Annotated in this window: 21 protein-coding genes and 2 tRNA genes; 10 read left to right on the forward strand and 13 right to left on the reverse strand. The window is 38.3% G+C overall.

All coding sequences use genetic code 11. The annotated features are described in order from the left end of the window. Positions 1–5 precede the first annotated feature (5 nt). From AACL31_RS06635 to AACL31_RS06675, 9 genes are all read right to left on the reverse strand, one after another. Complete coding sequence (locus AACL31_RS06635) at positions 6–215, reverse strand: hypothetical protein (protein ID WP_339053869.1); 210 nt, start codon at positions 213–215, stop codon at positions 6–8. A 164-nt stretch (positions 216–379) separates the two neighbouring features. Beyond that, complete coding sequence (locus AACL31_RS06640; RefSeq protein ID WP_339053870.1) at positions 380–1,849, reverse strand: terminase; 1,470 nt, start codon at positions 1,847–1,849, stop codon at positions 380–382. Continuing rightward, entirely contained in the window at positions 1,842–2,411 is a 570-nt protein-coding gene (locus tag AACL31_RS06645) for a terminase small subunit (RefSeq protein WP_339053871.1), read from the reverse strand. The genes AACL31_RS06640 and AACL31_RS06645 overlap by 8 nt, the downstream gene beginning before the upstream one ends. 401 nt (positions 2,412–2,812) lie before the next feature. Further along, positions 2,813–3,364: a hypothetical protein gene (locus AACL31_RS06650; protein WP_339053872.1), complete on the reverse strand. Its 552-nt coding sequence runs from the start codon at positions 3,362–3,364 to the stop codon at positions 2,813–2,815. A gap of 296 nt (positions 3,365–3,660) precedes the next feature. Then, the gene (locus AACL31_RS06655) at positions 3,661–4,206 is read right to left on the reverse strand and encodes a hypothetical protein (RefSeq protein ID WP_339053873.1); all 546 of its coding nucleotides are present in this window, start codon (positions 4,204–4,206) and stop codon (positions 3,661–3,663) included. Positions 4,207–4,432: 226 nt separating this feature from the next. Further along, positions 4,433–4,903 carry a replication protein P gene (locus AACL31_RS06660; protein WP_339053874.1) on the reverse strand — a complete coding sequence of 157 codons (471 nt, stop codon included), beginning with the start codon at positions 4,901–4,903 and terminating at the stop codon, positions 4,433–4,435. Next, complete coding sequence (locus AACL31_RS06665; protein ID WP_339053875.1) at positions 4,872–5,780, reverse strand: DnaT-like ssDNA-binding domain-containing protein; 909 nt, start codon at positions 5,778–5,780, stop codon at positions 4,872–4,874. The genes AACL31_RS06660 and AACL31_RS06665 overlap by 32 nt, the downstream gene beginning before the upstream one ends. Continuing rightward, on the reverse strand, positions 5,780–5,995 hold the full coding sequence (locus AACL31_RS06670; RefSeq protein WP_339053876.1) for a hypothetical protein: 216 nt from the start codon (positions 5,993–5,995) through the stop codon (positions 5,780–5,782). Before AACL31_RS06670 ends, AACL31_RS06665 begins: the two co-directional genes overlap by 1 nt. A gap of 121 nt (positions 5,996–6,116) precedes the next feature. Next, positions 6,117–6,338: a hypothetical protein gene (locus AACL31_RS06675; protein WP_339053877.1), complete on the reverse strand. Its 222-nt coding sequence runs from the start codon at positions 6,336–6,338 to the stop codon at positions 6,117–6,119. Between the two features lie 132 nt (positions 6,339–6,470). Here AACL31_RS06675 and AACL31_RS06680 point away from each other — a divergent pair, with 132 nt between their 5' ends. After that, positions 6,471–7,064, forward strand: coding sequence for a helix-turn-helix transcriptional regulator (locus AACL31_RS06680; protein ID WP_339053878.1), 594 nt, complete (start codon positions 6,471–6,473; stop codon positions 7,062–7,064). A gap of 347 nt (positions 7,065–7,411) precedes the next feature. Here AACL31_RS06680 and AACL31_RS06685 read toward each other — a convergent pair whose 3' ends face one another. Beyond that, positions 7,412–8,617, reverse strand: coding sequence for an IS91 family transposase (locus AACL31_RS06685; protein WP_339053442.1), 1,206 nt, complete (start codon positions 8,615–8,617; stop codon positions 7,412–7,414). Positions 8,618–8,873: 256 nt separating this feature from the next. Between AACL31_RS06685 and AACL31_RS06690 the strand changes: the two genes are divergently transcribed. The 6 genes from AACL31_RS06690 to AACL31_RS06715 all read left to right on the forward strand — a co-directional run bounded on the left by AACL31_RS06690 (position 8,874) and on the right by AACL31_RS06715 (position 12,520). Continuing rightward, positions 8,874–9,221, forward strand: coding sequence for a hypothetical protein (locus AACL31_RS06690; protein WP_310511377.1), 348 nt, complete (start codon positions 8,874–8,876; stop codon positions 9,219–9,221). 63 nt (positions 9,222–9,284) lie between these two features. Further along, positions 9,285–10,499, forward strand: coding sequence for a PD-(D/E)XK nuclease-like domain-containing protein (locus tag AACL31_RS06695; protein ID WP_310511378.1), 1,215 nt, complete (start codon positions 9,285–9,287; stop codon positions 10,497–10,499). Positions 10,500–10,556: 57 nt separating this feature from the next. Further along, entirely contained in the window at positions 10,557–11,615 is a 1,059-nt protein-coding gene (locus tag AACL31_RS06700) for a RecT family recombinase (RefSeq protein ID WP_310511379.1), read from the forward strand. A gap of 41 nt (positions 11,616–11,656) precedes the next feature. Continuing rightward, positions 11,657–11,929, forward strand: coding sequence for a helix-turn-helix transcriptional regulator (locus tag AACL31_RS06705; protein ID WP_310511380.1), 273 nt, complete (start codon positions 11,657–11,659; stop codon positions 11,927–11,929). A gap of 42 nt (positions 11,930–11,971) precedes the next feature. After that, positions 11,972–12,148: a hypothetical protein gene (locus AACL31_RS06710; RefSeq protein ID WP_310511381.1), complete on the forward strand. Its 177-nt coding sequence runs from the start codon at positions 11,972–11,974 to the stop codon at positions 12,146–12,148. Positions 12,149–12,217: 69 nt separating this feature from the next. Next, entirely contained in the window at positions 12,218–12,520 is a 303-nt protein-coding gene (locus tag AACL31_RS06715) for a regulator (protein WP_310511382.1), read from the forward strand. Positions 12,521–13,132: 612 nt separating this feature from the next. Here AACL31_RS06715 and AACL31_RS06720 read toward each other — a convergent pair. Next, positions 13,133–13,285, reverse strand: coding sequence for a hypothetical protein (locus AACL31_RS06720; protein WP_310511383.1), 153 nt, complete (start codon positions 13,283–13,285; stop codon positions 13,133–13,135). Between the two features lie 233 nt (positions 13,286–13,518). Between AACL31_RS06720 and AACL31_RS06725 the strand changes: the two genes are divergently transcribed. Genes AACL31_RS06725 through AACL31_RS06735 form a run of 3 tightly spaced genes read left to right on the forward strand, consistent with a single transcriptional unit; the run spans position 13,519 to position 15,568 of the window. Next, positions 13,519–14,127 carry an MT-A70 family methyltransferase gene (locus tag AACL31_RS06725; protein ID WP_339053879.1) on the forward strand — a complete coding sequence of 203 codons (609 nt, stop codon included), beginning with the start codon at positions 13,519–13,521 and terminating at the stop codon, positions 14,125–14,127. Positions 14,128–14,171: 44 nt separating this feature from the next. Then, positions 14,172–14,537 carry a helix-turn-helix domain-containing protein gene (locus AACL31_RS06730; RefSeq protein WP_310511385.1) on the forward strand — a complete coding sequence of 122 codons (366 nt, stop codon included), beginning with the start codon at positions 14,172–14,174 and terminating at the stop codon, positions 14,535–14,537. Continuing rightward, positions 14,420–15,568, forward strand: coding sequence for a site-specific integrase (locus AACL31_RS06735; protein WP_310511440.1), 1,149 nt, complete (start codon positions 14,420–14,422; stop codon positions 15,566–15,568). The genes AACL31_RS06730 and AACL31_RS06735 overlap by 118 nt, the downstream gene beginning before the upstream one ends. A gap of 14 nt (positions 15,569–15,582) precedes the next feature. On the opposite strand, the gene AACL31_RS06740 is transcribed toward AACL31_RS06735, so the two are convergent. Beyond that, positions 15,583–15,658, reverse strand: a tRNA-Thr gene (locus tag AACL31_RS06740). Between the two features lie 5 nt (positions 15,659–15,663). Further along, positions 15,664–15,751, reverse strand: a tRNA-Ser gene (locus AACL31_RS06745). Positions 15,752–15,840: the final 89 nt, after the last annotated feature.

The following is a 15,840-nucleotide window of genomic DNA, read 5'->3' on the forward strand; positions in this document are numbered from 1 at the left end:
GTTAATTACTGACCCAGTAGTGTCTTGCCGCTAGTTAAAGCTGATCCGGTTGTTCCTTGAGAACCAGTGAGGATCGTTGACTTACGGCCGGCTGCTGCCCGCCTGCGGCGTAATTCTTCTTCTCGGCTATTGGTTACGATTGCATCTTGCTCTTGCGGTGCGGCCTGAACGGGCGGCGGTGTCGGCACCTCAACTTTGGGGCTTGAAACACACATAACAACCTCTTGAAAAAATAAACAAAAAATCATATAAGATATATTATACCGATTAATTGACATTTAAAACAAAAATATATACCATTTGGTTTATCATGACATTGATTATTATCCTTGTAGCATATTGCGCTTACTGCCCTCTTGATTGAGGGTTTTTTTATTGGTTATGCAAAGGGATCATAATCTTGTTCAGCACTGACTGAACCTTGTGCAGATGGGTGTTTCTCTTTTTTAGTGACTGGGTAGGCAAATGTTAATACAAATGCATCACCTTTACCTGGCGAGCGACCAATACGCTTTTTGATCTCTTCTTTGGCTTCTAACACTATTTTGCCATCTAACCTGACTTTATACTCTGGTGTTGATAAATCTTCGGCGGTCTCTTGATCGTCAAGGGCGCCGCCAATTTTCAGCCATGTCTTGGCGCTATTATACATTTCGCCGCGTTTATTTAACATTTGCGGATCGGTTGACGCACCATTAAACGGCACTAGCTGCCAGTCCCTTCCCCAACTGATACCAATAGAATAAATACCCGTACCATAACCAAAGTCGATATGTACCGCATCAGCACCAAATTGGTCTTCAAAATCAGCAATGCGCTTAGCCATTACAATATCATCGGTGGTTTTGCTACCTGTCCATAGGCATTTACTATGCAATCCCTGCCGTAGATAGATCACCGCATTATCAGCCCCCGAATAAGCCGGATCAACGCCGATAATGATAGGGGCATGCGCTACTTCTGCAGCTGTTACTGTACGTTTCATGGCAGCATCGGTTAAACCCGTAGCAATAAATTGGGTTTCAGAAACTGAAGGAAAAATACCGCGCACCCGGACTTTAAAGAAATCACTATCTTCGCCATAATCCGCCGCCCATTTTTTTATTTGTTCATGGTTGGTGCCTTCAACCGTGCGGCTGTCGATCTGCTTGGTATTCCAGCGGTGTTTATATCTACGAAAGCATTCACGGAAACGACCTTCATTACGCGTTGGATTGCCAAAAGCCAGCCAAATAATTTCTGTTTGTTCATCCGTCAATGCCCCTTCTGCCACTTCCCAAACCAGATCGGCGATACTCGATGCCTCATCAAAAATCAAAAGAATTCTTTTACCTTTATTGTGTAAACCGGCAAAGGCTTCCGTATTGTTTTCTGACCAGGGCACAGCATCGGCACGCCATGATTTATTATGATTAGGATCGTTGGAATAGACTGCAGTCGCCATACAGCTAAACCATTGTTTAGTAATAGATAATCTTTGCCATTTAATTATTTCTGGCCAGGTTTTGGTTCTTAATTGGGTTTCGGTATTGGCGGTAACAACAATCTTACAATCTTCACAGGTGTCCAACGCCCATTTAATTAACATCGCTATTGCAGCACTCTTACCGATACCATGACCGGAAGCGCGAGCAATCTGCAATGGTTGATAGCGGGTTTTTGGATTGCGTAGGTGTTGGCCAATTTCGTTAAAGATTTCAGCCTGCCATTGGCGTGGCCCTTGTACCGCTGCTAACTCAGAGCCTTTTTCTCCCCAGGGAAAGGCATAGCGGACATAAATAAGTGGATCATGGGTAAATGAAGCGATATCTTCGATCAGTTGCCCTTCGGCGGTGATAACTTCATTCATTGGCAGCCGGATCCGTAAAAGCGCGTTTACGTGCTGCCGCTAATTTATCGGCCAATGTAATATTGACGTCCACCTGCACACGTTCACGGAATGCGTTGATATCAACGTGCTTACCGATTAGTTCCAGCACCTTAATTTTGTCCAGAAGTTTCACTTTTTTCAGTCTGGTATCACCATCGATGTCGATGATATCGAATGCGGCCACAGATTTACGCCAGATGGCTGACCATTGGTTTATCGGTTTTATATCACCGGTTGCCGTTAAAATATCGGCAATGTCAGCATCCAGCATATCGACCAGTCGTTTAAGTACCATGTCCGCATCCATCTTGGTGCGTTTATTGCGCTGCTGCATCAGCTGCGCGATACGGTCAATAACCCGAGGATCTTTCATGAGTTGAGAGGCGCGCTTACAAGCGCTGATTTCTGCATAGCCGGCAGCAATAGCGGCGTTAGTTTGGTTATCAGGCGCTTTGATATATTCCTGACAAAAACGCTCCATTTGAGCGTTAAGGGGATTGGGTTTTCGGGTTGGCTTTTTTCGTTGTTTTTTGGTGGTCATAATGAGTACCTCTTGGTTTATTATGACCATGGAAAAAATAACTTTCAATTCAAATAAGAATTAAAATAAGTTTAATAATTTAGGTATATATGGTGTAAACACTGTTAATACTGCCATACTATTAGAGGCTATTGTTGTAATTGTAGATATTTTTTCAAGTAAAGTTTTTTTATCTTTAACATCTTTAACAGAATTAACTTCTGTAATAATTTTATCAATTACATTACAATTTTCTTCTTCTTTTTTTAATTCATTTAATTCTAATATTAATTTATTAATTCATTCGCTTGAGTTGTTATTGATTGATTAAAATCATGGCTTGCATTTGCAATGTTAGCATTACCCACAATAGTTGTATTAAATACTTGATTTATTTCTTCTTTTCTCTTTTCATCCAAATTCTACAATTCAATATCCTCTATCCCTTTAATATGACTTTCAGCTTCAAGAGCAAACTGTAATACTCTTGTTTTTATTTCATCAAGCATCCCAAAATACAAATTTGCAGGAACTTCACTCCAGGCTCTTAATATATCAAAACCTTTATAAAAATTAGAAAATTTATTAACTAATCTACTATCCCAGTATGCTGTTATTATTCCTGACTGATTATTGAAAAGTAAATCTTCTATCACTGATACTTTTTCACGAACTTTAAGAGTGCTACAATGATTTTTATAATGATCTGGCGTATCTTCCTTTAATCTAATTAACTGATTATTAAAAGTTAAATAATTATGGTGCTGAATTAAATCACATTTTGCAATGCAATTTAATATTCTATAATTAGGTAATTCACTAGAATTAACATAACCGTTTAGTTCGTTTAAAACCCAAAATTTAAAATCTTTATTATCTATCTTACTTGCAAAATATAAACATTTTCGCAATAAACCAGATATTGATACATTAGACTCGGTCGTATTTCTTTGAATTTCAAATAAAATAGACATATAATTAATCTCTTATTACTTAAATAATACCTATTCTATCTTTAATCTCACCACATGCCACCCCCAAATATTCTAATACTTAGCATTACCAAATAAATAACACTCATACAATCTAAGCTGCTTTCCACCTTGCATTTGTCTTAAGCACAATAATACCCCCATAACCCAATCAGCAAAACAATAACTAACCAAAACAGTACAAATTTAAAGTAACGCATTAGCATGGTTGTTTTCCTCATTTTTTCTTTCTCGTGATCTATCACTCTGCTTCATGAAATGTCTCACCGATGCCATGATCAAATCTTAGCTGGCATAACCAACACGTTCATCTGCTCATAGTTGTTACCCAGTTCACACAAGCAGGCATCAGTTTCCAACGTTAACAGCAGTTTTACTGCAGGAAATTGAGGATTAAATAACTTAGCTATCTTCTCTAACTTTGCTAAAAATCCGGCATTAAAACCGATTTGACAAACACCATTTTGATGTAAATTAGTTGTGACTCTGTTGATTAATCTATCGATATCTGGATAGTTGCCATCAATTAACTTAGCCATTGTTACGCCAACTAATACCTCATTTTCGTCGTACAGTTGGCATATATTTTCTTCCCTATTAATGACGGCATATTCGAATTGTTTTGTTGATAATTTATCTATCGCTATGATCACCTCATTTTCAATTTGATTTTCATGTTGACCATAAGCAAGAACATAGCCGTCGGTAGAAACAACCTTGCCGTCAACACGAAAACAGATCCCATTAAGATAATACCTAACATCACTGCGCGCCTGACAACGCAATAACGCTAATAATGTGTTTTTCTTAATTGTTAATTTCATAGTCATAACTCCTTACCACTGTTAATCAAGCTTTACGCATTACAATCACCAACTTACCAAATGGTAATAAGTTCATGATTTTATTTATTTTCGGGTAACATTACCGTTAACTTTTCGCTTAAAACCAACAGCCAAATCCCGCCAGATAACAAACCATATTTGATAAAATTTTTCACTCATACTAAACAAAATGTTTATTATTATGGCAATAAAAAATCTAGCCTGATTAGGTTTTCTTTTTATCCCTTTCAACAATATCCATCCAAGCGGGCCGTGGTCGTGTTCGATCAGCTAAGCGTATAATAGGTTTGGGTATTGACCCTCCGTTGGCTACCCGCTCTGACCAATCTATCAGCATTTTTTTCAACTGTTTTTCAATCTCACCCTCAGTCAAACACATATCGATCATTTTCCTATGCAGATCAGTAAAAATCCAATACTGAACTGGATGGCGGAACGGGTAGAACTCAACACTATCATACATTCCCTTATCTCTGCAGTAACGTTTCCAATCGTTAAGCATACTATGATCATTAATACCAAAAGGATCCTGTTTTACTGATTTAGTCGATAGCTCGGCGATAACATCAGATAGTTCTGGCGGCCATGGATTACCGTTCATACAACGCGCTAGACAGAGTTTGAAAATTAATTCTAACTGAGCATCACTTAATGCGCTTATCGCTTGCTTCCACATCAATGACGGCGTCGTTCCGTTCTTGTTCGTCCATTTCTCGCCATAAAGATCGATCATCTGCTTCCAAAGCTTCAACAGCTTCTGAGCCGTATGTTTCTCTGACTTGTTGATAGAACTTCTGCATAGCTTTGGATTTTCCTGACGAGGGATCAGATTTGAATGATGATTGTGCATGTCGTGCCCCTTTTCGTTGTTTTGAACGTTGATACTTCAAACTCTTTGCCAGTGTGATTTGCCATTGGTCGTGATGTTTTGCTTTTCCCTCTGCGCACCAATAGCCAATAAATTCCGCTAATTCAGTTTGTGTAACGGGGGTATCAAGTACTGTTCCCCAATAGGCCGCTTTCTGTAAAAAATCTGCATCAGGTTGCCAACCCGAACAAACTACAAATTTTTCTGTTCGTGAAAATTCAAAATTTTCTGCGATCTCGTTAGAGAGAGTATGTTTTATATATTCTTCTTCTTCCTCTCTCTCTGGTAACGCTTTTGGTAACTCATTTTGTAACGCTTCATGCGTTACACTTTTTTTCTTTTTTTTCCTATGTTCTGCAACTCTTCGGTTTGTAAGTGCCCGTTTTTTCGAAGATTCTCCGTTATGGCGGTCAAAATTAGGCAATATCAATTTGCCATCTATTTCTCTCATCCAGCCAACCTGAATTAATGCATCAGCAAAACCAATAACAAAAGTAAGACGATCTAGTACACTTTTGGTAACGCTACCAGCGTTACCGTCCAAGGTTTGTAAATCAGCCCAAGCCCAAACTCTTATCAACTTTCCCAATACAGCATCAGGATCGATACTGAGTATCTCGGCAATTTGATAAATCTCAGGCTTATCTGGGGTTATGACTTCAACCTTTATCCAGCTACTGGCCATTAACTAACCTCCTGAGCCGCCCTCACCATTTTTCTTGCCTGCTGCAACAGCCGGTTAATCTCTTTGCGATAATCTGATGCATGTTTTGCCGCACAGGTAACGCAAACACCGTTACTTGTGAAACGCTCTGCAATGTGTCCTTTCTTACACGGTTTGCCAGTATAAAAACGCGTTTGCCCAAATTCAACGGCTTCTTTTCTACTAATAATTTTCATTATTTTTCCTTGTTCATACTCATTTATGCAGTAAGAATAAATAGCAAACAAAAATAAATTAACCATAAACGGATATTTATTTATCATTATAAACAAAAAAATCGCCTGGCAGACAACGTGATTATTTAATGAAATATTGCATAAATTTCTCTAACGAAACATTGATACCAAACTCATTACATGTTTTATGCAGTTTTATAACTGACTGTAAACTAACATTTCTTGTTAAATATCTTATATGAATAGCAATATATTTTTCACTTAGCCCAACCCGTTTTGCAAAAGCTTTTCTTTCTAATTTGCTCAAACTATTCCAAAATTTTTTAAAGTTAAAATTTTTCATACCATCCTCAAAAAGATAAACAACAAGAAAATTGTAAACATTTTTTGCATTTACCGAAATGTTTATTACCGCTTTAATAAATATAAACAGATTAAACATTAGTGAATGAAATATAATTAACGAGGATAAATTGTGAAAAGTATTCGTGATATACGTCGAGACAACTTAATTTATATCATCGAAAAATATTACGATGGCAAGCAGAGAAGACTGGCAGAAGCATTAGAATGTGCGCCTAACGTAATCTCACGTTATTTATCGTCGTCAGATTTGAAAAGTCACCGCGACATTAGTGATCATACCGCACGTAAAATAGAGTATATCGCTCGCCTTCCTAAATACTGGATGGATTCCGATCATCTTGGTGGAAATGTTGAAGATTCGAATTCAAATCGAGCAAACACCGTTATCGGTAAGATAGTTAGCGATAATCTCACCACATTTATGTTAATCGATGGCATAAAATCTCAGGCACAACTTTCAGTAAAATCCAAGCTGGGACAGTCAACCATTAACCGTATTGTCAAAAATGAAGCCAGCGCCACTATCGATAGCCTTGAAGCTATCGCCAACGCGCTTGGTCGTAAACCATATGAATTGCTGATCCCACCTAATGATAAAGATATCTTGCAGTATGATCATAAAAAGTATGCTGACCTCCCTTGGTCAGAAAAAGAAAAAATCAACGACTTCATTGAGTTTATTATCAATAAATATCAAAAATAACCGCTAGTTATACCAACAAATATCCTTTCAAGAACTAAACCCCCATAAGATAAACTATTTGTTTATCTTTTTTGCTTTTTACCATTGACAACTATCATTTAAGGGTTATTATTTATCATATGTTAACCAAATAGGTTAACGTCACAGTCGAACGGCGCGACTATAAACCCTGCGTCGGGTGCTCGGCGGGTTCATGGTTAGGAAATTGAATGTTAATTATTTCTTTTTTTCTGACCTTAATTGCTGATACGGATGACCGATCTCTAGTTTCACCATCAAGTAGTTGCCTGGCTTTTCGTCAACCAGAGGTTTTTTTATACAATAAATTGAATTTAGTTAGATCTTCCCTACGCGGTTTTCCGTAACCATCGCGCCTTTTTGACTATCTTACGGCGCATTTCCAGTAATACTTCTGCTCTGATACCCACCTGTACGCTGTTAAAAATCATCCGGCTCCCACATAATATGCATTGATACGGATCCACATTCGTAAAGTGTTTCATCAGCGACGCAAAGCCCGGTTTATGCGGTTTTTTCTTCACCTGCATACCCAGTGCCGCATAGACTTTCGGCAGCAAAATCCCCCGTTTCCGGTTGGCCAGAAAGCCGTAATACCGCACCATCTTAAAATGCTGTGACGGGATATGGCTGATGTAGCGCAACAACATTGCTTCCTGGCTCAGATATTGGGTGCGGTGCTTTCCCGTCCGGTGATCATAGTAATGATGGACAACAGTGCCGCCGTTATAATGACGCAGTTTTGAGGCTGCAACCGGCGGGCGTTTCAGGTAACGGCCAAGATAATTGACATTTTGTCGGGCATGTTTGGTTTTTTTCGCAAAGTGAATTTTCCAGCGCCGCTGGTACTGTGATTCCAGAAACTGACACCATTCCCGGTAGTCGCGGATATGCACATAGCCGGCAGCAGGTAAATTCAGCCCGCCGTAATTCTCTCGAAGTAACGCGATGACAGCCCGGCGCCAGTACCGCTCTACTACTTTCTTTTTGAAGAAAACCGGTCGCCAGACGTCGTGTTTGCGGCATAATCCGCCGCGGGTCACCGATAAATGGATATGCGGGTGTTGGTTAAGCTGACGCCCGTAAGTATGTAGGGCGACAAACAACCCGATTTCGATATTGAGTTTTTCTGCCCATTTCAGCAGGGTTCGAGCGGCACAGGCAAACAACTGATTCAGTAATGGCCAGTTGTGATTAAATGCCGGCCAGAGTTTATCGGGCATAGTGAAAGTGATGTGCTGCCATTCGCAGTCTGGCAAAATGTGTTGCTGCTCGGCTATCCACTGTTCGGTGGCTTTCATCCCGCAGGCGCTGCAGCCTTTGCTTTTGCAGCTCTGACAGAAATATTTGGTGTGCGGGCAGTCAGGGGAGTCGCAGCAATAACGACGGATACCCATAGCACCGGTGCCACAGGCGAGCATCCGTTCGACGACCAGTTTAGTCCATTCGGGAACGGAAGAGCCGTATTTCATGAGTAACCGGTTCCAGCCGTCATCTATCTGGAAGAGAAGTTTTGCGGGTCGGGGAATATACATACACCGGATTATAACGGGAGGCGGTTACTAAGGACAGCCATTTACTTACAGCGTCTTAGCTCCCGACGCAGGCGGGCTACTGTCCAATGATGAACGGCAATGATGCGCAAACTAGCAAAAAGTACTAATTATAGGTCATTCAATGGGTGGCCTATGGTGAGTAAATCTCTGCTAACCCGCTTAACTAGCGGATTTTTTAATGCCACAAAAGATAAACAAATTGTTTATTTTTATATAATTTAATAAGGAGCAGTATATGGGATCGGATAATAGCCAAACACGGTTAAATACCAATTTAGCCATCGCAATTTTAATCTGCTGTACCAACCACACACCAACCGAACAACAAGTCGATGATTTAATCGCACGTATTAGTGGTGATAAATCAAACGGCGAATTGGCAAAATATGATGATTTAATTTTTCAAATGATCTTAGCCGGCAGTTCATCAAAACATTTATTTGAATTAGACGACCATCAATTTATTCATGCCCTGTGTTATGTGATCAACAACATCCATCAATATCAATCAACAAAATGTAAAAAAGACTATTTTGCTTTGATTAATGCCACCAATAAAGATAAACAAAAGGTTTATTTTTAACCTGGCCGATACATAGATATAGCCAATAATGTTTACCACACTTCAAATGGCATTAGCAGTACCATGCTGAAAGATGCGCGTATCAGCCTGATGTATTATCATCGCCGCCACATTACTAAAGAAATTCAATTTGAGCGATCCGAAGCGTTAGATTTTGGTAACTTATTCCACACACTAGTTTTAGAGCCGGCAAAAGTCGCGACAGAATTTAGCTTACAACCAGCAATACCCGATAATGCATTCACCAATATCGATTCAATGAAAAAATGGCTTGAGGAGTATAATGCCAAATTACCTCAACCAATGAGCCTAGATGAACTAAAAGCAATTATTGAGCAACATAATGCCACACTACCAGAGCCACTTTCATTATCTGGCAGCTTGGAAGAAATTGGCAATATCTATATGTCATTACCGGAAGCATTTAAAACAATCCCTGGTGACAATAAACACACATCTATTGCAATGAAAGCTTGCATTAAGACTTACAATGCAACGCTGCCTGTGCCATTAAAAACAACAGGTAATAAAGAAAATCTGCTTGAGCAGATACAAATTATCGATGCAGATTTAGCAAATCTTGAGCGTAAAAAACCAAACCCGCTAAAAACCAGCGGCAAAAAAGAAGAGCTAATACAGATTATCAAATCCATTAATCCTGATGCGGTATTTGCTGATGAATTAATACAAGCATGGATAAATGATAATTCACGTATTTGTGTTACTGATGAGCAATATCAATTAGCTAAAGCGATGCAACAAGCCGTCTTTGATCATCCAGAAACTGGCAAGCTAGTTAATCATCCCAATAAAGCGGTAGAAGTCAGTTACTACGGCATTGATGAAAACACCGGTTTAGAAATTCGAGTACGGCCCGATCTTGAAATTCAGTTATCAGATGATCATCGCATTGGCTTTGATTTGAAATCCGCGTCGTTAGGCAGATTTAAACAAGACGCAATGGCAAGTGTGATCAAACGTGAAATTGTTAATCGTGATTATCACATTAGCGCGGCTATGTACTGTGATATCGCCATGCTGGATCAATTCTTTTGGATATTTGTTAACAAAGACGAAAATTACCATTGGGTTGCTATCGTGGAGGCTTCACCAGAGTTACTAGAACTTGGTCGCTTGGAGTACAAAAAGACGCTACGCGATATTAATAATTCAATGAACACTGGCGACTGGCCAGCACCAATCACCGACACACTCACTATCAAACTTACTGACTTTGAATCACGCAAGTTAGAAGAACTTCAATTAGAAGTAGCTTAATCAATTCTAACGCCCTGCTTACGGCTAGGCACTTATCAAATTAGAGGTAACTAGCATATGTCTGAAATCGCTATCAGCAACCAACAGCAATCTGCTGTAATGAATAACTCATCGCTATTATTCAATTCTGACTCACTCGATAGGATCATTCGCTTTGCTGAGTTAATGGCATCCGGCACCGCAACAGTACCAAAGCATTTGCAAAATAAACCATCCGATTGCCTCGCTATTACCATGCAAGCATCACGCTGGGGAATGGATCCGTTTGTAGTCGGTCAAAAAACACATTTAATCAATGGTACGTTAGGTTATGAAGCTCAGTTAGTTAACGCCGTGATAACCAGCTCAAACGTAGTTACAGGTCGTTTTCATTACGAATACGGCGGCGATTGGGAAAAGATTGTCGGTAAAAAAGATCAGCACGACGAAGCGGGATTATACATTCGAGTCGGCGCAGTGCTCCGGGGTGAAAAAGAGATCACATGGGGTGAACCTGTGTACCTGGCCGATGTACAAACCAGAAATTCACCGCTATGGAAAACAATGCCTAAACAACAAATCGCTTATTTGGCTGTTAAGTATTGGTCACGCTTGTACTGTCCAGAAGTGATCATGGGCGTATACACCCCTGATGAACTGGAAGAACGAGCGGTAAAAGATATCACGCCCAAAAAAGAGCGTATTCCACTGTCAGAGATCACCGAGCAACAACCGGTGCAAGCCAATAGCGCTAACGCTGATAAAGCCGAAGTTAAACCAGATGAAATCGTTAACGAAAGCTTTAACGCTGATGAAATCCGTCATCAGATTAATGCCGCAAAAACATTAGAGCAGGCAACTAGCATAAGAGCAAAAGTTGAAGAACTTAAATCAGTAATGAGTACTGCTATCTATACGGAACTAAAAAATAAATCTGTTCAGTCATATCATCGAATTGATGCCCACAACAATTTGGAAGCAATGATTAATAGCCTGCCAGCTGGTGGATCTGAGGAAGCAAAAATGGCTTTTAATAAAGTGCTACAAACTTTTGAAGCGAGCAAAAGGAAACTAGGCACTGAATTATATGACGCATTTAGCATAACGCTAAATGACATGAAATATGAATATCAATAACCTCTGGATTAGCGGCTATATTCCGCTTGAGATAACGCATTATGGATTTAACAGCAGTAATTACCCTGGACGATATTGTCAGTCGCGCTGAAGTATATGCAAAAACTGGCCTTTCACGTAGCACCATTGACTCCCTTGAAGCTAAGGGAGAATTTCCCAAACGCATCTATTTAACCAAACGCTGTAGTGTCTGGCGGCGCGAAGAATTAAATTTATGGCTAACCGCCAAAGCGCAAAATCCAACTTTTTTCAAAGGGAAAAGTACCATCAAAAACGCAAATAAAAATAATCCAAAGCATCGCAAAAAATCATAAATACCACTCTCTATTTTTCAGAAATATGCGAGGTAAATCATTATGTGGATACTCATTCTAGCAATGTACGCAAATCAGTATTCTGACAGCAAATTTTCTACTATCAACACGCAGGAGTTTAGCACTGAAACAACATGCCTACTTGCCGCTGATAAATTCAAGCAGAAATTTAAACAGCTGATTGATGTTAACGCCAGAGCTATTTACGTTAAGAAATAGTTTCAAATAAGCAAATTAACAAAAATAAACAAACTTTCGTCGGGAAGTTTGTTTATTGGGGAATAAATTATGAACGATATAATACGTATAGACGCAATGATTAAAATGTTGCGTGAGATGAAATCTGATTTAAACCGACTAAAAAAACTAAATTCACCTACACATAAAGACATGACTCCGCGACAAATGCAGAAAAGAAATGCTGATGCAGACTGGATTTGCCTGGAAAATATCAAAAGACGACATGAACTGCATGCTTTAGCTGTTGAATTAAATATTGCTGAGCGTCGAAACAATTATGAATCGATAATTTTAACTGACGGCTGGCATAAATTTAATCACCAACCAAGAGAACCTTTCAATCAAAAATAAAAACTTTTAACACCAGAAAATAATCTCTCAATAACCTATTCACTCACGAGTAAATCATATGAACATGCTTAAGCAGCAAGAACTCCGCTATAAACTAAATAGTGATAGTTTTTCTCGTCAGGAAAAAATAAAAGTTCTGCCAATTATATTAACCATATTATTGGCGATATTGGTTTTGTTATTAGCTAGATAAAATTAACGTAAGTTTTAATAGTAAAAATTATAAAAATGTGATCACTTCTTAAAATTCAAAACGAAAATAACATTATTATCTAATAACAATTCTTACAAATTTATTGTATTTATTTTTTATAATTCTAATCAATTAAATAATCACCACCAAGAGAATTTAAATATGAAAAATTGTCACTTTGAAATGAAACAAAAATATTACTTATCTTTTTTAACTAAAGAATCAAATAATTGGATTAAGGTTGAAAAGGAATTCAATAGCTATATGGAATTAATGGATCATGTTAATAATAATATGAATATATCAAAAATAAGAGTGGAAACCATCTCTTCCCTTGTCCAAGAATTAGAATTGAATAACTAAATATAAATCAGCTTAAAAACATAAAATAATTACTGTGTTAACTGCCTGTGTGGCAGTTAACATCCGACATCGACATTGTCCATATCCTTGTATTTTTCTAAGCTACCTACTTGGTAGTAAACATTTCTTAATCCTTTTGATGTAAAAATGATTGCTTCTAAGCTGCCTATACGGCAGTAAACTTTTTTATAACTTTCAGTAGCTTCCATGGCATCTTCTAAGCTGCCTATACGGCAGTAAACCATAATTTTATAACAGAATATATAGCTATAACAATAGGTTAATACCAAAATACCTGTTTTGACCAAGGTTTCAATCTAATAGTATAACTTATTGATTTTATTATTTTTATAAACCGCATAAAAATATCTAATTAAATATAGCTACACTTAATAACAAACTTAATACCTGCATCCGCAGGTTTTTTTATAGGTTAGAGGTAATGAAAAAATATGATTTAATTCTAGCCGATCCACCGTGGCAGTACAAAAACAAAGTATCAAATGGCGCAGCCAATAATCATAACACCACTCACGTTTACAGTCTTACACGCCTTCCAATAGAAACTATCGTCAATGAAAATTCAGTTCTGTGTATGTGGTATACCGGTAACTTTGCACTGGAAGCGATTAAATTAGCCGAAGCATGGGGATTCACTGTAAAAACAATGAAGTGCTTTACCTGGATAAAACTAAATAAAAAAGCTCAACAGCGAATAGATAAACATCCACCCCAAGATTTCTTTAATTTTATGAAATTACTTAATCATGAGACGCGGCTCGGATTAGGTAATTACACTCGTAGTAATTCAGAAGACTGCTTAATTGCAATCAGGGGAAAAGGATTAGAACGCAAGGATGCATCAATAAAACAAGTTATCTATTCATGCATGGATAATCACAGCAAAAAACCAAAAGAAGTCCATTTCAGGCTACAGAAACTATACGGTGATGTAAGTCGCATTGAGCTTTTTGCCAGAGACAAAACGCCAGGATGGGATTTATGGGGCGATGAAGCGCCTGAAAATAACATCAACATTCCACTAAATTAATTATCTACAAAAAACCATTAATCAATACTAAGGAATATTACGGTATGCAAATCGATATTAACGATGAAGTATTTGATGTTAAAAAAGCGGCTGATTTTTTATGCAAATCAAAAAGAAAAATATATGACTTAATAGCAAACGGTAGATTAAAAGCTGCTAAAAGCGAAAAAAAAGGTGGTTCTTGGGAAATATTAAAATCCTCATGTCTTGAATATGTTTATGATAATCATCAAAATTGCCTGGTGAGTGGTGATTGTCAGATTAAATCAAATAAGAGATTTAAATCATGTCAATCAAACAAAGAAATGGTACATGGCACTGTGACTTTGTTACCGCAGCGGGACAAAGAATTAGAAGAAGCCTTGGCACATCGGACAAGAAGCAAGCGCAGGAGCTATATGACAACCTAAAATCAGAATCATGGAGAATAAGCAAATTGGGTGAATTCCCATCAGTTACTTTCAATGATGCTTGTCTTAGATGGTTACAAGAAAAAGAACACAAAAAATCGTTAGACGATGACAAAAGTAAAATCGAATATTTTATGACTTTTTTCTCCAATAGGAAACTTTCAAGCATAACAGAAACTGATATTCTTAATGCTACATCAAATATGATAAATCGTAAGCATAAACAAGTTTGGAAAAGAAAATACGAATCTGCTAAAAGAAATGGAAATATAATAAATCCTTATCAATCGAAACCAGCTTCACAGGCAACAAAAGCCAGATATTTATCTTTTCTTAGATCATTATTTCGCGCTGCCGTCAATAATTGGAAATGGCTTGAACGATCGCCAATTATTAAAATAAAGCAGCAAAAAGATATACGAATAAGATGGCTAACAAAAGAAGAGGCAAATAGATTAATACAATGTATGCCCAATACATTTAAACCAATCGTTGTTTTTGCACTAGCAACTGGATTAAGAAGATCTAACATCCTTAATCTTGAATGGTCACAAATTGACTTACAAAGAAAAGTTGCCTGGATCCATCCTGATGAAGCAAAAGCGATTGGTGTCGCCTTGAATAATACAGCCTGCAAAGTATTAACTGGGCAAATAGGAAAACATCATCATTGGGTTTTCGTGCACACAAAAGCATGGCATAGAGCGGATGGAACACCAACAGAGAAAGTAAGGAAAATGCGAGTTGATGATAACACTGCTTGGAAAACAGGGTTACGCCGAGCAGGAATTGAAAACTTCCGTTTCCATGATTTGAGGCATACTTGGGCTAGCTGGTTAGTGCAATCTGGCGTCCCACTATCAGCATTACAGGAAATGGGGGGTTGGGAGTCAATTGAGATGGTGCGTAGGTATGCCCACCTAGCACCAAATCACCTGACCGAACATGCTAAAAAAATCGATGCTCTTATGAATGTAAATGACACAAATATGTCACAAACAAACTTCAATGAAATCTCTATAACTGGATAACCCATTGATTTATTTGGTGCCGGCTACCGGAGTCGAACTGGTGACCTACTGATTACAAGTCAGTTGCTCTACCAACTGAGCTAAGCCGGCGAATTTGGCGCAAGGATAGAGATTCGAACTCTAGGATGGTTTCCCATCGGCGGTTTTCAAGACCGCTGCCTTTGACCGCTCGGCCATCCTTCCATGGCGCGGAATTATGGCGAAATGTGATGACCTTGTCTAGACCTTAATATAAAAAAATACTATTTTTTTCATCGCTTGCTCAAAGTTTG

This window comes from Arsenophonus endosymbiont of Crataerina pallida, from assembly GCF_964020125.1.
GTDB classification, from domain to species: domain Bacteria; phylum Pseudomonadota; class Gammaproteobacteria; order Enterobacterales; family Enterobacteriaceae; genus Arsenophonus; species Arsenophonus nilaparvatae.

Excerpts from the sequence above, each read along its gene's own strand:
- AACL31_RS06635 (WP_339053869.1), bottom strand. The coding sequence starts at position 215 with ATGTGTGTTTCAAGCCCCAAAGTTGAGGTGCCGACACCGCCGCCCGTT.
- AACL31_RS06640 (WP_339053870.1), bottom strand. The coding sequence starts at position 1,849 with ATGAATGAAGTTATCACCGCCGAAGGGCAACTGATCGAAGATATCGCT.
- AACL31_RS06645 (WP_339053871.1), bottom strand. The coding sequence starts at position 2,411 with ATGACCACCAAAAAACAACGAAAAAAGCCAACCCGAAAACCCAATCCC.
- AACL31_RS06650 (WP_339053872.1), bottom strand. The coding sequence starts at position 3,364 with ATGTCTATTTTATTTGAAATTCAAAGAAATACGACCGAGTCTAATGTA.
- AACL31_RS06655 (WP_339053873.1), bottom strand. The coding sequence starts at position 4,206 with ATGAAATTAACAATTAAGAAAAACACATTATTAGCGTTATTGCGTTGT.
- AACL31_RS06660 (WP_339053874.1), bottom strand. The coding sequence starts at position 4,903 with ATGTGGAAGCAAGCGATAAGCGCATTAAGTGATGCTCAGTTAGAATTA.
- AACL31_RS06665 (WP_339053875.1), bottom strand. The coding sequence starts at position 5,780 with ATGGCCAGTAGCTGGATAAAGGTTGAAGTCATAACCCCAGATAAGCCT.
- AACL31_RS06670 (WP_339053876.1), bottom strand. The coding sequence starts at position 5,995 with ATGAAAATTATTAGTAGAAAAGAAGCCGTTGAATTTGGGCAAACGCGT.
- AACL31_RS06675 (WP_339053877.1), bottom strand. The coding sequence starts at position 6,338 with ATGAAAAATTTTAACTTTAAAAAATTTTGGAATAGTTTGAGCAAATTA.
- AACL31_RS06685 (WP_339053442.1), bottom strand. The coding sequence starts at position 8,617 with ATGTATATTCCCCGACCCGCAAAACTTCTCTTCCAGATAGATGACGGC.
- AACL31_RS06690 (WP_310511377.1), top strand. The coding sequence starts at position 8,874 with ATGGGATCGGATAATAGCCAAACACGGTTAAATACCAATTTAGCCATC.
- AACL31_RS06695 (WP_310511378.1), top strand. The coding sequence starts at position 9,285 with ATGCTGAAAGATGCGCGTATCAGCCTGATGTATTATCATCGCCGCCAC.
- AACL31_RS06700 (WP_310511379.1), top strand. The coding sequence starts at position 10,557 with ATGTCTGAAATCGCTATCAGCAACCAACAGCAATCTGCTGTAATGAAT.
- AACL31_RS06705 (WP_310511380.1), top strand. The coding sequence starts at position 11,657 with ATGGATTTAACAGCAGTAATTACCCTGGACGATATTGTCAGTCGCGCT.
- AACL31_RS06710 (WP_310511381.1), top strand. The coding sequence starts at position 11,972 with ATGTGGATACTCATTCTAGCAATGTACGCAAATCAGTATTCTGACAGC.
- AACL31_RS06715 (WP_310511382.1), top strand. The coding sequence starts at position 12,218 with ATGAACGATATAATACGTATAGACGCAATGATTAAAATGTTGCGTGAG.
- AACL31_RS06720 (WP_310511383.1), bottom strand. The coding sequence starts at position 13,285 with ATGGAAGCTACTGAAAGTTATAAAAAAGTTTACTGCCGTATAGGCAGC.
- AACL31_RS06725 (WP_339053879.1), top strand. The coding sequence starts at position 13,519 with ATGAAAAAATATGATTTAATTCTAGCCGATCCACCGTGGCAGTACAAA.
- AACL31_RS06730 (WP_310511385.1), top strand. The coding sequence starts at position 14,172 with ATGCAAATCGATATTAACGATGAAGTATTTGATGTTAAAAAAGCGGCT.